This window comes from Aureimonas sp. D3 (assembly GCF_001463805.1).
Classification (GTDB): domain Bacteria; phylum Pseudomonadota; class Alphaproteobacteria; order Rhizobiales; family Rhizobiaceae; genus Aureimonas; species Aureimonas ureilytica_A.
Window position 1 is genome coordinate 16,761 of the sequence record NZ_BBWM01000024.1, and the last position, 15,294, is coordinate 32,054.

The following is a 15,294-nucleotide window of genomic DNA, read 5'->3' on the forward strand; positions in this document are numbered from 1 at the left end:
AAAAGCGCGGGGTTCGCGCAAAAAGGCGGGCGGCGAAGGCGCTCCGGCTCTCAGTTGATGGATTGGTTGGACAGGGCGAAAAGCCGCGCCGGACCGCTCGGCGAAAGCTCGCCGCGCACCATGACGAGCGCGTCGCTCACCTGCGGCAGGCCGATCTCGGCCAGCCACGGGGCCAAACCCGATTTCACCGACGTGTCCATGCGCACGAAGGCCCCTTCGAGGCGCGACAGGGCCGCCGTGGTCAGGAGGCGCGCGTCATCCACATCGGCGGCGATCACCGGGCCGATCACATGGCCGCGCCCGAACAGGCGCGAGACCGCGTATCCGGCGGGCTCGCCGCCGCGCAGGAGCACGAAGACATCGCCGACTTCGGCCAGCCGGCGCAGCAGCGGCCCGCGCTGGAAGCCGGTGGCCTCCTCGTCGAGCCGCACCAGCGCGTCCATATCCTCGGCCCGCATGGGCCGCACGAGGTCTTCGGACGGGGCGTCGTGGCGGCCGGGAAGCCGACCCTGATGCTGACGGATCTCGTCCACCGGCACGAAGCCGCGCCGCTCGTAGAGCGCGCGCCCTTCGGGCGTGGCGTTGAGAAGAATGGTGCGCGAGCCCGCCGCTTCGAGAAGCGTGTTCATCAGGCGCGAACCGTAGCCCCGGCCCTGCGCGGCGTTGGAGACGATGATCATCCCGGCCGTCGCTCCGGTCTCGCCGAACGGAAACAGGATGGCGGTGCCGACGACCTCGCTTCCCCGTTCCAGAACGAAGCCCTGGCCGACCGTCAGCGCAAAGGCCCAGTCCTCGTAGCGAAAGGGCCAGACCAGATCCTGCGACAGTTTCAGCGCGCCGGGCAGATGCGCCTCGGTGAACGGCACGAGCGCGACATCGTCCGGCTTGTCGCTGGCGGTCTGGTGAAGGGCATGGCTCATGATGGGATGGCTTCTCGATCGAAGGAAATCTTGGGGGCGCGGGCGTTGGGCAAGCCGCGCTCAGCTCAAGGCGTGGCCGGCGAGCCCGTAGGTGCCGGGCGAGCCTGATGTGACGGGCGGCAGCGCGCCGCCATGCGTCAGGGTTCGCACCGTATCGAACTGGACCAGGCCCGCCTTGGAGAGAAACTCCCGCAGCGGGCCGGCTGGCTGGCGTGTGTCGAGCCGCACGAACGCGCCGCCCATCCCTTTCAGGAGTTCGGCGACGAGCGAGCGCGCGTCTTCATCGCTCGTTGCCACCAGCGGCCCGATGACATGCCCGCGCCCGAAGGGTCGGCGCATGGCAAAGCCGACGAGTTGGCCGTCGCGGCGAATGCCGCAGGCCTCGGCCGTCTGCGCAAAGAGCGTCAGAAGCTCGGGGCGCGGCGCGCCGAAGGCGGCGGCGTCCAGCGCCGTGATCTCGGCTAGATCATGGAGCGGCAGCGGCTCGACGCCGCCCGTCAGCGACGGATCGACCTCGAAGCCCTCCGGCACGAAGCCCTGGCACTGATAGACGGTGCCCTGCGGCTCGAAGCCGAGCGAGACATAGAGCGGATAGGCGGCGCGGGTGGAGTTGAGCAAGAGCCGGCGCGTGCCGCATTCGGCCAGAATGCGCTCCATGATCCAGCGCCCGCCGCCATGCGTCTGAAGGCGCGGCGAGGTGATCACCATGCCGATGGTCGCGCAGCTCTCGCCATGGGGGAACCACATGCCCGAGCTGAACACGCGGCCGATCTCGTCCAGCGCCACGATGCCATGGCCGAGCGCGCGCAGGACATCCCAGTCGGCCGGACGGTGCGGCCATCGCACGCCCACCGACAGCTCGTGCAGGCGCCCGACATCGACCGTGGCAATGTCCTGACCGGCCAGTTCGTAGGCGTCGAGCCGGATGGTCCGGGGCGTCGTCTGGGGCATCGTCACAGCTCTCGATCCTCCGATCGGACTTCGCTGGAGAAGACGGCAGCGCGCAGCGCCACGAGCGGGACGGCGGTCCCGTCCCTATAAGTCCAGCGTTCGATCCAAAGTGCTCCCGCCGGGACCGAAGTTTGCACTGCATCCCCGCGCCTTTTCAGAACTTTCGGCTGAACCTTCCCGATTTACGGCAGGAACGCCGGGTCGGTTTCTTTACCTTGAGCTGACATCCAGCGGAGACAGATCATGGTCGAGGACATTCTGGCGAAACTCGTCGCCTTCCCTTCCGTGGTCGGCACGCCCAACGCCCCGATCGTCAGCTGGATCGCCGATTATTGCCGCTCACACGGGGCGCGGGTCGAGATCCTGCCCGGCCCCGAGGGCGACCGCGCCAATCTCTTCGCCACGATCGGCCCGGCTGACGCGAGAGGCTATGTGCTCTCGGGTCACACGGATGTCGTGCCGGCCAGCGAGGCGGGCTGGACCGCCGATCCGTTCACGCTACGCGCCGAGGGCGAGCGTCTCTACGGGCGCGGCACGACGGATATGAAGGGCTATCTCGCTTGCGCCCTCGCCGCCCTGCCGGGCCTCGCCCGGCGCGATCTCAAGCATCCCGTGCATCTGGCCTTTTCCTATGACGAGGAAGCCGGCTGCCGCGGCGTGCCGCACATGATCGCGGAACTGCCCAAGCTCTGCGCTACGCCGCTCGGCGTGCTTGTGGGCGAGCCGAGCGGCCTTCAGGCGGTTCTGGCGCACAAGGGCAAGGCGGCGGCGCGCATGGAGGTGTTCGGGCGCTCGGGCCATTCCTCCCGCCCCGATCAGGGCCGCAACGCCATCCACGCCATGGCGGAGGTTCTCTCCAGCGCCATCGCCCATGCGCGCGCTCTGGAAGCCGGCCCCTTCGACACGCGCTTCGAGCCCGCCTATTCCTCGCTCCAGATCGGCACGATCTCCGGCGGGCGCGCGCTCAACGTCATTCCCGATCATTGCGTGGCCGAAATCGAGCTGCGCGCCATCGCCGGCCAATCGCCTCGCGCGCTGCTGGAGCCGGTGCGCGCGGCGCTGGAAGCGCTGAAGACGCAAGGCTTCGAGACACGCTGGGACGAGCTGTCGGCCTATCCCGCGCTGGCGCTCGCGCCCGAAAGCGACCTCGCCGCGCTGATGACGGATCTCACCAAGCTGACGCCGCAGCCCGCCGTCAGCTACGGCACGGAAGCCGGCCTGTTCCAGGATGCGGGGATGGACGCCATCATCTGCGGCCCCGGCGACATCGCGCGCGCCCATCGCCCGGACGAGTTCATCACACGCGGCGAATTAGCGGCCTGCCTGGCCCTGATCGACGCGCTGGGCGACAGGCTGGCGGCATGAGCGCGCCCCCCGTGTTTCTGTGCAACTCCACGGCCGAGCGCGCCACGGTCTTTCGCGCAGCCTTCGCGCGGGCGCTGCCCGAGATCGGCTTCGAGCAGGACGCGGCCGCCGCCAGCGCCGACGACGTGCGCTATCTCCTGACCTGGACCATCCCGCAAGGATTGGAGCGCTTTCGCAATCTCGAAATCGTCTTTTCGGTCGGCGCGGGCGTGGACCAGTTCGACACGAGCCGATTGCCTGGTCATGTGCAGGTCGTGCGCATGGTCGAGGACGGCATCATCCGCATGATGCAGGAATATGTGACGCTGGCCGTCCTGACCCTGCACCGCGACTGGCCGAGCTATCGCGCCCAGCAGGCGCGCTCGCTCTGGCGCGCCCTGCCGCCCCGGCGGGCGAGCGAGCGGCGCATCGGCTTTCTCGGCCTCGGAATGCTGGCGCAGGCGGCGATGGAGCGCCTCCAGCCCTTCGGCTTCCGCCTCGCCGGCTGGAGCCGGTCGCCACGCATGATCGAGGGTGTGGAATGCTTCCACGGCGCGGATCAACTGCCGGAGTTTCTGGCGCGCACGGACATTCTCGTCTGCCTTCTGCCGCTGACGGACGAGACGCGCGGCATCCTCGATGCCGCGCTGTTCGCGCAGCTTCCCGAAGGCGCGGCACTGATTCATGCCGGGCGCGGGCCGCAGCTCGATGCCGACGCGCTTCTGGAAGCGCTCGACAGCGAGCATCTCTCGGCCGCCATTCTGGACGTGACAGAGCCCGAGCCGCTGCCGCCCAGCCATCCGCTCTGGCGCCATCCCAAAGTGATCCTCACACCCCATGTCGCCAGCGTCACACAGGCCGAAACGGCGGCCGAAGCCGTGATCGCCAATATCCGCCGCCACCGTGCGGGCGAGCCGATGGTCGGCCTCGTCGACCGCGCGCGCGGCTACTGAGCCCACCCTTTCCCATTTCGCACCTCAGGAGACCACCATGTCGCTTCTCGTCACGATCGATCCCAACCCGACCTTCACGCCCAAGCCCGCGCTGCCGTTGCCCGAGCGCCTGATCTCCGGCGCGCCGGAGTTCAAGACCTGGGCGCAGGACGATTCCAACGGCGAGAAGGTGAAGACCGGCGTCTGGGAAGCCACCCCGGGCGAGACCCATTCGATCAAGGGCACGACCTTCGAGTTCTGCCACATCCTGTCCGGCCATGTGGAGATCGAGGAGACGGGCGGCGAGACCAAGACCTACAAGGCGGGCGACAGCTTCGTCATGAAGCCCGGCTTCGTCGGCGTCTGGCGCACGATCGAGACCGTGCGCAAGATCTACGTCTGCGTTTACGAGTAATTCGACCAGGGGCGGGGCTTCGGCCCTCGCCCCGTCTCCCCTGCCGATCGCACTCCCCAGGACCCTCGCCATGAAGACTCATTCTATCGCGCTCGTTCCGGGCGACGGCATCGGCCCCGCCGTGATCGACGCGGCCTGGGCGGTGCTCGAACGCGCCGCTTCGAAGCATGGCTTCGCGCTGACCTCGACCCGCTTTCCCTGGTCCTGCGCCTTTTATCGCGAGACCGGCGCAATGATGCCCACTGATGGCATCGAGACGCTGCGCGGCTTCGACGCGGTGTTTCTGGGCGCGGTCGGCTGGCCGGCGGAAGTGCCCGATTCCGTGTCGTTGCACGGGCTGCTTCTGCCGATCCGCAAGGCCTTCACCCAATACGCCAATATCCGCCCGCATCGCCTTCTGCCGGGCGTCGAAGGCCCGCTGCGCGCGGAGGGCTTCGACATTCTCTGCATTCGCGAGAACACCGAAGGCGAATATTCGGGCGCGGGCGGGCGCGTGCATGTCGGCACGCCCGACGAGGTGGCGGTGGAGACGGCGGTCTTCACTCGGCGCGGCGTCGAGCGCATCCTGCGCTTCGGCTTCGAACAGGCGCGCCAGCGTCGCGGCAAGCTCGCCTCCGTCACCAAGAGCAACGCTCAGAAGCACACGATGGTCTTCTGGGACGAGATGACCCAACTCATCGCGGCCGACTATCCCGATGTCGAGGTGACGCCCTATCATATCGACGCCATGGCGGCGCGCATGGTCATGGCCCCCGAAACGCTCGACGTTATTGTCGCCTCCAACCTCTTCGGCGACATCCTCACCGATCTGGGCGCCGCGATCCAGGGCGGCCTCGGCTTCGCGGCTTCCGCCAATATCAACCCGGACCGCACCGCGCCCTCCATGTTCGAGCCCGTGCATGGCTCTGCGCCCGACATCGCCCACTTGAGTATTGCCAATCCGATCGCCACGATCTGGTCGGGGGCGATGATGCTGGAGCATCTGGGCGAGCAGGCCGCCGCCGCAGACGTGATGCGTGCCGTAGAAGCGGCCACCGCGCAAGGCGTCGGCACCCGCCCCGGCCGCGACCGGACGGAGACGATTACGCAGGCCGTTCTGGCGGCTCTCGCCGCGTAAGGAGACAGGGACATGGCATTGAACGACACCACACTTCTGCGCTTCCAGGGCCTCATCGACGGGGCTTGGCAGGATGCGAGGAGCGGCGCGACGGTGGAGGTCATGGACCCCGCCAAGAACGAGGCCATCGGCACCGTGCCCGACATGGGCGAGGCCGAGACGCGCGCCGCCATCCAAGCCGCCGAGCGCGCCTTCAGCCCGTGGAAGCGCAAGACCCATGCCGAGCGCGCCGCGCTTCTGGAAAAGTGGTTCGCGCTTATGGTCGAGCACGAAGAGGATCTGGCGCAGATCCTCACCATGGAACAGGGCAAGCCGCTCGGCGAGGCGCGCGGCGAAATCCGCTATGGCGCGAGCTTCGTCAAATGGTTCGCCGAGGAAGCGCGCCGCATTGGCGGCGCGACGATCCCCTCGCCGACGCCCGACCGGCGCATCCTGGTCCTGAAGGAAGCGGTCGGCGTCTGCGGCATCATCACGCCCTGGAACTTCCCGAACGCGATGATCACGCGCAAGGTCGCGCCTGCGCTCGCCGCCGGCTGCACCGTCGTGATCAAGCCCTCCGAGTTCACGCCCTATTCGGCGCTGGCGCTGGGCGTTCTCGCCGAGCGGGCCGGCATTCCGGCCGGCGTCGTCAACATCGTGACCGGAATGCCGACTGGCATCGGCGGCGAGCTTCTGGCCAACGAGACCGTGCGCAAGATTTCCTTCACGGGCTCGACCCGCGTCGGCGCGCACCTGATGCGCGGCGCGGCCGACTCGATCAAGCGCCTTAGCCTGGAGCTGGGCGGCAACGCGCCTTTCATCGTCTTCGACGACGCGGATCTGGATCTCGCCATCGAGGGCGTCCTGATCTCGAAATTCCGCAATGGCGGCCAGACCTGCGTCTGCGCCAACCGCATCCTCGTCCAGTCCGGCGTCTATGACGCCTTTGCCGAAAAGCTGGCGGAGCGTGTGCGCGCCATGAAGGTCGGGCCGGGCACCGAGGACGGCGTGACCATCGGGCCGATGATCAACGCGGCGGCGATCGAGAAGATCGAGCGCCACGTGGCCGATGCCAAGGCCAAGGGTGGCAAGATCCTGGCCGAAAGCACCGACATCGCCGACGGCGCGCAATATGCTCGCCCCGTCCTGATCGGTGAGGCCAATACCGACATGCTGCTGGCGTCGGAAGAAACCTTCGGCCCGGTCGCGCCGCTCTTCCGCTTCGAGCGCGAGGAGGACGCCATCGCCATCGCCAACGGCACGCCCTTCGGCTTGGCGGCCTATTTCTACACCGAGAGCTTGTCACGCGCATGGCGCGTCGGCGAGGCGCTGGAGTTCGGCATGGTCGGCCTCAACACCGGCCTGATCTCCACGGAAGTCGCTCCCTTCGGCGGCGTCAAGCAGTCCGGTCTCGGCCGCGAGGGCTCGCATCTCGGCATCGAGGAATATCTGGAGGTCAAGACCTTCCACATGGGCGGTCTCCGGTAAGCCTACCCGCGCAAGCATTGTCCGAACAACGGCCGCCCCGCGACACCAGCGGGGCGGCCATTTGCGTTTCAGGCGCCCGCAGCCCTCAACGAAAAAAGGCGGCCCGAGAGCCGCCTGTCCTTGATCATTCCAAAGTTTGGCCGGAAGCGCCCGAAGGCGCCCCGATCAACCGTCGACCTTAAAGGCCGACCACGCCCGCAAGGCCGGAAATGTCCTTGATCTCGGTATAGCCATAATAGGGGTTCGCCGGCTCGTGGCCGCGATTGACCCAGACCTTGTTCTTGATGCCGAGATCGTGCGCGGTCATCAGGTCGTAGCGGAACGAGGAGGAAACGTGAAGAATGTCGTCCGGCGTCGCGTTCAGCTGGTCGAGCATGTATTCGAAGCCCTTCATGCGCGGCTTGTAGGACTGGGCCTGCTCCGCCGTGAAGACGGCGTGGAAGGGCGCGCCGAGCTTCTCGACATTGGACGGGATCTGCGCGTCCATGGCGTTCGACAGGATGACGAGCGGGATTTCCTTGGCGACCTTGGCGAGGCCCTCGGGCACGTCGGCATGGGGACCCCAGGTCGGCACGCGTTCGTAGATGTCGCGCGCGACCGCCGGGTCGAAGGCGATGCCGTTGCGCTTGCAGGTCCGCTCCACGGCGTTGTGCACCACTTCGGCATACGGCTTCCAGTCACCCAGAACTTCGTCGAGGCGATAGGCCGAGAAGTTCGAGACGAACTGCGCCATCTGCGCTTCGCTGAGCTGCGCGCTGTAATGATCGCGCGCGGCATCGGCCATCTGGAAGTTGATGAGAGTGCCGTAGCAATCGAAGGTGATGAATTTCGGCCGGAACTGGCTCATGAGGGGCGATCCTTCTCAACCCGTGTCGACACGGCGTGCCGATCGAGCCCCATCATAGAAAGGCCGAATCCCGCTGACGGACCGCAATGGCCCCGGCGATAGCAGATTGTTGTGAAATGCAAGGCGCGCACGGCACGACTTGCTCGGCTCCCGCCCGCCTGGCTCGCGCCGGGGAGCATAAGATGCGGAACTCGGCCCATCAAAAGCGCAAATGATCGGTCAGGATAGCTGGACGATACGCCTTGCCGGTCGGCGGGCGCTATGCTGGCCTCCAGAGAGTGAGAGCGCGCCCCGTCCGGGATCGCCCCTTCGCCTTCGCATCCGCGCGCTTGGGTTCCGGCCGGCGCGCCCTGTTGGAACTGGAGACCCCATGCTGAGCAATTCGCTGGTCGAACTGGACCGCGCCCATCTGGTGCACCCCGTCGCCTCCTATCGCGGCCATGAGAAGGCGGGCGTGCGCGTCCTGCGCTCGGGCCAGGGCGCGCGCGTTACCGACGCGAGCGGCCACGAGATGGTGGACGGCTTCGCCGGTCTCTGGTGCGTGAACGCGGGCTACGGGCAGAACAGCATCGTGGAGGCGGCGACGCGCCAGATGCAGGAACTGCCCTATGCCACCGGCTATTTCAGCCTGGGCTCCGAGCCCGCGATCCGGCTGGCGGCGGAACTGGCCGAGCGCGCGCCGGGCGATCTCAACCACGTCTACTTCACGCTGGGCGGCTCGGACGCGGTGGACAGCACGATCCGCTTCATCCGCTATTACTACCATTGCCTGGGCAAACCGGAGAAGGACCAGTTCATCTCGGTCGCCAACGGCTATCACGGCTCCTCGACGGTCGGCGCGGGCCTGACCGCGCTGCCGCTCTTCCATGCCGGCTTCGGCCTGCCCTTCGACTGGCAGCACAAGATTCCCTCGCACTACAGCTACCGCAACCCGGTCGGCACCGACCCTCAGGCGATCATCGACGCCTCGGTCGGCGCGCTGCGCGCCAAGGTGGCGGAACTCGGCGCCGGGCGTGTCGCGGCCTTCTATGTCGAGCCGATCCAGGGCTCGGGCGGCGTGCTGGTTCCGCCCGACGGCTGGGTCAAGGCGATGCGCGAGACCTGCCGCGAACTCGACATTCTCTTCATCGCCGACGAGGTCATCACCGGCTTCGGGCGCACCGGGCCGCTCTTTGCCTGCACCACCGAGGACGTGGTGCCCGATCTCATGACCACGGCCAAGGGCCTGACCTCGGGCTATGTGCCGATGGGCGCGGTGTTCCTGTCGGACAAGGTCTACAACACGATTGCCGATGGCGCGGGCGCGGCGGCGATCGGCCATGGCTATACCTATTCGGCCCATCCCGTCAGCGCGGCGGTCGGCCTCGAATGCCTCCGCCTCTATGAGAACGGCCTTCTCGACAACGGCGTGCGCGCCGGCCAGCGCCTGATGGCGGGGCTCCATGCCCTGGCCGACCATCCGCTGGTGGGCGAGGTGCGCGGGCGCGGCATGCTGGCCGCGATCGAACTCGTCACCGACAAGGCGAACAAGACGCCGCTTCCCGCCAGCTCCGAGCCGGCACGCCGCATCTTCGACCGCGCTTGGGACAATGGTCTCGTGATCCGCGCCTTCGCCAACGGCATTCTCGGCTACGCCCCGCCGCTCTGCTGCACGGACGACGACATCGACCGCATCGTGGACTGCACCCGCACGACGCTGGACCAGACGCTCGAAGACCCGGACGTGCGCGCGGCGATGAAGGGCTGATCAAGTCTTCGGCACGATGCGGCGCTGCACAAATTTTGTCAGAGCCGGCAATTCGCAATATTGTGCCGTCCGCTTCGCTGGATTCAGCGCAATCCACGATGCGGGCGGGGCAGACTGAAGGCAGAGGGAAACCTTAACCAGCGCCGCCCCTCGCGGGACACGGCGCTTCCGATCTCAAGCGGTCCGGTCGGACCACTCGCGATCGGATCTGGCGGAACGGGCCCAACAGCTGCCGAAGCACGTCCCACCGGACGTCTCGGCACGAGGGCACCCGGCACCGCCGGTTTCGAACCCGAAGGATCAGGGCGAGTGGCCCGGTCCTTCGAACCCACCCGCCGACAGGGCGTCGTCAATTAAGGGGAATTGCAATGCGCGATAAGATGGCCAACTGGACGTCTCGTGACGACGCCATGGTGGAGGACGCCATTCGGCGGGGCGCCAATCGGCGCGAACTCCTCAAGATGATGCTGATGGGCGGCGTGGCGCTCACCGCCGGCACCGCGATCCTCGGCCGGGCCGGCGCGGCTTTCGCCGCGACGCCCGTCAAGGGCGGTCACCTCAAGGTCGCCGGGTTCTCGGCCTCCACGGCCGATACGCTGGACCCCGCCAAGGCCTCCAACGCGACCGACTATTCGCGGATCTGCGCCCTCTACAATCGCCTGACCTTCATCGACGGCTCCGGCCAGACGGTGATGGAACTCGCCGACAGCATCGAAAGCACGGACGCCAAGGTCTGGACCGTCAAGCTGCGCAAGGGCGTGACCTTCCACGAAGGTCAGAGCCTGACGGCCAAGGACGTCGCCTACTCGCTGATGCGCCATCTCGACCCGGCGGTGGGCTCCAAGGTCAACGCCCTCGCCAAGCAGTTCGAAGGCGTGAAGGCGGTGGACGATCTGACCGCCGAGATCACGCTGGTGGCTCCCAACGCCGACCTGCCGACCATCCTGGCGCTGCATCACTTCATGATCGTGGCCGACGGCACGAGCGACTTCTCGAAGGGCAACGGCACGGGCCCGTTCCTTCTCAAGGAGTTCCAGCCGGGCGTGCGCTCCATCATGACGCGCAACGACAATTACTGGAAGGGCACCGGACCTTACGTCGATACGTTCGAGTTCTTCGCGATCTCGGACGAGTCGGCCCGTCTCAACGCGGTTCTGTCGGGCGACATCCATGTCGGCGCCAACCTGAACCCGCGCTCGATGCGCATCATCGAGGGCAATTCGGCGGTCGCCCCGTTCGTCAGCAAGCTCGGCACCTATACGAACCTGAACATCCGCCTCGACATGGCACCCGGCGACAAGGCGGGCGTGGTCGAAGGCTTCAAGTATCTCGTCAACCGCGAGACCATCCAGAAGTCGGTTCTGCGCGGCCTCGCCGAGATCGCCAATGACCAGCCGGTCCCGTCGTGGAACCCCTATTTCAACGCCGAGCTGAAGCAGCGCGAGTTCGATCCAGAGCGCGCCAAGTCGCTCTTCCAGAAGGCCGGCATTCTGGGTCAGGACATTCACATGGTGGCCTCGGAAGCGGCCAGCAGCTCGCTCGACTACGCAGCCGTCATCCAGCAGGCGGCCGGGAAGATCGGTCTCAACATCGTCATCGACCGCGTTCCCTCGGATGGTTTCTGGTCGAACAACTGGCTGAAGGATGCCGTCGGCTTCGGCAATATCAACGCCCGTCCGACGCCCGACATCATGTTCTCGCTCCTGTACCAGTCGGACGCCGCCTGGAACGAAAGCCGCTTCAAATCGCCCAAGTTCGACGCGATGCTGCTGGAAGCGCGCGGAATGCTGGACCAGGCCAAGCGCAAGGAAATCTACGGCCAGATGCAGGCCATGGTCTCCAACGAGGCCGGTACGGTGATCCCGGCCTTCCAGTCCAATCTCGACGGCGTTTCGCCCAAGCTGAAGGGCCTCGTGGCGAACCCGCTCGGCGGCATGATGGGCTACACCCTGGCCGAACACGTCTGGATCGAAGCCTGAGACTGATCTCTGCCCTCGGGAGCGGCGACGCTCCCGAGGGCCTTCCGCCGTTTTCGCCACCACGCATGGGCCGCTCATGAATTCTCTCATCCTCCGTATGATCGCGGGACGCGTGGTGGTCGCCCTGGTGACGCTGCTGATCGTCGCCGTCGTCATCTTCTTCGCGACCGCTCTTCTGCCGGGGGATGTGGCCCAGATTCTCTTGGGACAGGCGGCAACGCCCGAGGCGGTGGCGGGCCTGCGCACCGCCATGCATCTCGACCAGCCCGCCGCCGTGCGCTTTCTTCTATGGCTGCGCAATCTCGCGACCGGCGATCTCGGCACCTCCTATGTGAACAATCTGCCGGTGTCGCAGCTGATCGGCGGACGCCTCGTCAATTCTCTGAAGCTCGCCGGCATCACGGCCGCCGTCTCGGTTCCGTTCGCTCTGACGATCGGGATCACGGCGGCGATCCTGCGCGGCACGCTCGTTGACCGCATCATCTCCTTCTTCACCATCGCGGTGATCTCGGTGCCCGAATTCATGGTCGCGACGCTCGCGGTCATCATCTTCGCGGTCTATCTCGGCTGGCTGCCGGCGCTGTCCATGACCGGCGACATCACCACGATCTCGGGCCTTCTGAAGGCCTTCGCCATGCCGGTGATCACGCTGAGCTTCGTCATCTCGGCGCAAATGATCCGCATGACGCGCGCCGCCGTGATCGAGACCTTGAGCGCGCCCTATGTCGAGATGGCGCTGTTGAAAGGCGCTTCGCCCAGCCGCATCGTCCTGCGCCATGCCCTGCCCAACGCGCTGGGCCCGATCGTCAATGCTGTCGCCCTGTCGCTGTCCTATCTGCTCGGCGGCGTCATCATCGTCGAGACGATCTTCAACTATCCCGGCATCGCCAAGCTGATGCTGGACGCCGTTTCGACACGCGACCTGCCGCTGATCCAGAGCTGTGCGATGATCTTCTGTCTCGCCTATCTGCTTCTGATCACCATCGCGGACCTCGTCGCCATCATCTCCAATCCGAGGCTGCGCAAAGCATGACGGCTCCCCTCTCCAGCCCGCAGACGGTGCGGCGCTCGCGCCTCGGCTACCGGATGAACCTCGTCGGCGTGATCTCCTTTCTGGTGATCCTCGCCTGGGCGCTGGTCGCGATCTTCGCGCCCCTTCTCGCGCCCCATCCCGTGGGCGAGATCGTGGATTTCGACTATTTCGGTCCGGTCTCCTCGCAATTCCCGCTCGGCACCGACTATCTCGGCCGCGACGTTCTTTCGCGCATCATCTTCGGCGCGCGCTATACGGTCGGCATTTCGCTGGCGGCCGTCTTCATCGCCTGCTTCTGCGGCATCACGCTCGGCATGACGGCGGCGGTGATCGGCGGGTTCTTCGACAGCGCGCTCAGCCGTCTTCTGGATGCGCTGACCTCGATCCCCAGCAAGATCCTGGCTCTGGTTCTGGTGGCCGCCGTCGGCTCCTCGATCCCGATCCTGATCCTGACGCTCGCCTTCATCTACATTCCCGGCTGCTATCGCTTCGCACGCGCGCTCGCCGTCAATGTCAACGCGATGGACTATGTGGTCGTGGCGCGGGCGCGCGGCGAGCGGCTCGGCTATCTCATCCGCGCCGAGATCCTGCCGGGCATCATCGGGCCGGTGCTCGCCGATTTCGGCCTGCGCTTCGTCTTCATCGTGCTGCTTCTCTCCAGCCTGTCCTTTCTCGGGCTCGGCGTGCAGCCGCCGGACGCCGACTGGGGCGCGCTGGTGAAGGAAAATATTGGTGGCCTGTCCTTCGCCGCGCCTGCCGTGCTCTTTCCTTCCATCGCGATCGCCAGCCTCACGATCAGCGTGAACCTCCTGATCGACAACCTGCCCCAGAAAATCCGCGACCGGAGCGAACAGGCATGAGCCGTCTTGTCGAAGTCCGCGACCTGAAGATCGAGGCACGCACCGATTCCGGGCGCCGGGTGGAGATCATCCGGGGTGTTTCCTTCGACATAGACGAGGGCGAGATCGTCGCGCTGATCGGCGAAAGCGGCTCGGGCAAGACCACGATCGCGCTCGACCTCATGGGCCATACCCGTCCCGGCTGCCGCGTCACCTCGGGAACGGTTCATCTGGACGGCGTGGAGATGGGCGCCCTCTCCGAGCGCCGGCGCGCCGAGATGCGCGGCTCGCTCGTGTCCTACGTGCCGCAGAGCGCGGCGGCCGCCTTCAACCCCTCGCACAAGATCATGGATCAGGTGGTCGAAGTCACGCGCATCCACGGCTCGATGCCCGAGGCCGAGGCGCGGCGCAAAGCGGTCGATCTCTTCCGCGCGCTGGCCCTGCCAAACCCCGAGACGATCGGCGAGCGCTATCCGCATCAGGTCTCGGGCGGCCAGTTGCAGCGCCTCTCGGCGGCCATGGCCCTGATCGGCGACCCCAAGCTCGTGATCTTCGACGAGCCGACCACCGCGCTCGACGTGACGACGCAGGTCGAGGTTCTCCGAGCCTTCAAGTCGGTCATGCGCAAGGGCCGCATCGCGGGCGTCTATGTCTCGCACGATCTCGCCGTCGTCGCGCAGATCGCCGACCGCATCGTCGTGCTGCGCCATGGCGAGATTCAGGAACAGGGCGCGACTTCAGATATTCTGGAGCGCCCACAGCACCCCTATACGCAGGAACTTCTGGCGGCTTTCCGGCCGAGCGCCGCGCCGCGCCCGCCGGCCCCCGCAGAGACCGGCGACGCACCGCTTCTGGTGGCCCGAAACATCACCGCCGGCTACGGCAAGCTCGACGCGGACGGCATTCCCTCCTTGCGGGTCCTGAGCGATGTCAGCATCGAGCTGAAGCGCGGTCGCAATCTCGGCATCGTCGGCGAATCCGGCTGCGGAAAATCGACGCTGGCTCGCGTCATCTCGGGCATTCTGCCGGCCGCCAAGGGCGAGGTGCTCTTCGAGGGCCGCCGTCTCGCGCCCGATCTGCGCCAGCGCACGCGCGAGGAGCTGCGCCAGCTCCAGATCGTGTTCCAGTTCGCCGACACCTCGCTCAACCCCGCCAAATCCATCGGCGAAATCCTGGCCCGTCCCCTGATCTTCTACCATGGCATGGGCGGGCGGGCGCGCGAGACGCGGATCGACCAGTTGCTGGATATGGTGCATCTGCCGCGCGCCCTGCGCCATCGCCGACCCGGCGAATTGTCGGGCGGCCAGAAGCAGCGCATCAATCTGGCCCGCGCGCTGGCGGCCGATGCCAAGGTGATCCTGTGCGACGAGATCACCTCCGCGCTGGACACGGTGGTCGCGGCCGCAATTATCGACCTTCTGAAGGAACTCCAGCGCGAGCTGTCGCTGTCCTATCTCTTCATCAGCCACGATCTTGAAACCGTTCGCGCGATCTGCGACGAGGTGGTGGTGATGTACAAGGGCGAGAATATCGAGCAGCTTCGCCCCGAGATCGACGGCGGCCACCCGACCCATCCCTACACCAAGCTCCTCTTCTCCTCCGTCCCGCAGCTGCGCACCGGCTGGCTGGACGGGCTGGCGCAGGACCCCGAGCTTCTGAAGAGCTTCGCGCAGAGATAAGGAGGATGGGGCGCGCCGCGCCCC

13 protein-coding genes are annotated in these 15,294 nt (G+C 66.7%); 10 read left to right on the top strand and 3 right to left on the bottom strand.

What is annotated here, in order from left to right; translation table 11 throughout:
* Nucleotides 1-50 precede the first annotated feature (50 nt).
* On the bottom strand, nucleotides 51-920 hold the full coding sequence (locus AUL36_RS06350; protein ID WP_062219063.1) for a GNAT family N-acetyltransferase: 870 nt from the start codon (nucleotides 918-920) through the stop codon (nucleotides 51-53).
* Nucleotides 921-980: 60 nt separating this feature from the next.
* Nucleotides 981-1,871 carry a GNAT family N-acetyltransferase gene (locus AUL36_RS06355; RefSeq protein ID WP_062219065.1) on the bottom strand — a complete coding sequence of 297 codons (891 nt, stop codon included), beginning with the start codon at nucleotides 1,869-1,871 and terminating at the stop codon, nucleotides 981-983.
* A gap of 240 nt (nucleotides 1,872-2,111) precedes the next feature.
* On the opposite strand from AUL36_RS06355, the gene argE reads away from it, so the two are divergent.
* The 5 genes from argE to AUL36_RS06380 all read left to right on the top strand — a co-directional run bounded on the left by argE (nucleotide 2,112) and on the right by AUL36_RS06380 (nucleotide 7,146).
* The gene (argE, locus tag AUL36_RS06360; RefSeq protein WP_156418289.1) at nucleotides 2,112-3,236 is read left to right on the top strand and encodes an acetylornithine deacetylase; all 1,125 of its coding nucleotides are present in this window, start codon (nucleotides 2,112-2,114) and stop codon (nucleotides 3,234-3,236) included.
* Nucleotides 3,233-4,168 carry a 2-hydroxyacid dehydrogenase gene (locus AUL36_RS06365; protein WP_062219069.1) on the top strand — a complete coding sequence of 312 codons (936 nt, stop codon included), beginning with the start codon at nucleotides 3,233-3,235 and terminating at the stop codon, nucleotides 4,166-4,168. The genes argE and AUL36_RS06365 overlap by 4 nt, the downstream gene beginning before the upstream one ends.
* 37 nt (nucleotides 4,169-4,205) lie before the next feature.
* On the top strand, nucleotides 4,206-4,562 hold the full coding sequence (locus AUL36_RS06370; protein WP_058598734.1) for a cupin domain-containing protein: 357 nt from the start codon (nucleotides 4,206-4,208) through the stop codon (nucleotides 4,560-4,562).
* Nucleotides 4,563-4,632: 70 nt separating this feature from the next.
* Nucleotides 4,633-5,679, top strand: coding sequence for a tartrate dehydrogenase (locus AUL36_RS06375; protein WP_062219071.1), 1,047 nt, complete (start codon nucleotides 4,633-4,635; stop codon nucleotides 5,677-5,679).
* Nucleotides 5,680-5,691: 12 nt separating this feature from the next.
* Nucleotides 5,692-7,146, top strand: a complete 1,455-nt coding sequence (locus tag AUL36_RS06380) for an NAD-dependent succinate-semialdehyde dehydrogenase (protein ID WP_062219074.1) — start codon at nucleotides 5,692-5,694, stop codon at nucleotides 7,144-7,146.
* A gap of 178 nt (nucleotides 7,147-7,324) precedes the next feature.
* Here the strand turns inward: AUL36_RS06380 and AUL36_RS06385 are convergent, their stop codons facing one another.
* Entirely contained in the window at nucleotides 7,325-7,993 is a 669-nt protein-coding gene (locus tag AUL36_RS06385; RefSeq protein ID WP_062219081.1) for a haloacid dehalogenase type II, read from the bottom strand.
* A gap of 370 nt (nucleotides 7,994-8,363) precedes the next feature.
* Between AUL36_RS06385 and AUL36_RS06390 the strand changes: the two genes are divergently transcribed.
* The 5 genes from AUL36_RS06390 to AUL36_RS06410 all read left to right on the top strand — a co-directional run bounded on the left by AUL36_RS06390 (nucleotide 8,364) and on the right by AUL36_RS06410 (nucleotide 15,270).
* The gene (locus AUL36_RS06390; protein WP_062219083.1) at nucleotides 8,364-9,740 is read left to right on the top strand and encodes an aspartate aminotransferase family protein; all 1,377 of its coding nucleotides are present in this window, start codon (nucleotides 8,364-8,366) and stop codon (nucleotides 9,738-9,740) included.
* A 368-nt stretch (nucleotides 9,741-10,108) separates the two neighbouring features.
* Complete coding sequence (locus AUL36_RS06395) at nucleotides 10,109-11,719, top strand: ABC transporter substrate-binding protein (RefSeq protein WP_062219085.1); 1,611 nt, start codon at nucleotides 10,109-10,111, stop codon at nucleotides 11,717-11,719.
* Between the two features lie 76 nt (nucleotides 11,720-11,795).
* Complete coding sequence (locus AUL36_RS06400) at nucleotides 11,796-12,752, top strand: ABC transporter permease (RefSeq protein WP_062219087.1); 957 nt, start codon at nucleotides 11,796-11,798, stop codon at nucleotides 12,750-12,752.
* Nucleotides 12,749-13,612: an ABC transporter permease gene (locus AUL36_RS06405; protein WP_058598728.1), complete on the top strand. Its 864-nt coding sequence runs from the start codon at nucleotides 12,749-12,751 to the stop codon at nucleotides 13,610-13,612. The genes AUL36_RS06400 and AUL36_RS06405 overlap by 4 nt, the downstream gene beginning before the upstream one ends.
* Nucleotides 13,609-15,270 (top strand): ABC transporter ATP-binding protein, encoded by a 1,662-nt coding sequence (locus tag AUL36_RS06410; RefSeq protein WP_062219089.1) that lies wholly within the window; start codon nucleotides 13,609-13,611, stop codon nucleotides 15,268-15,270. The genes AUL36_RS06405 and AUL36_RS06410 overlap by 4 nt, the downstream gene beginning before the upstream one ends.
* Nucleotides 15,271-15,294 lie beyond the last annotated feature (24 nt).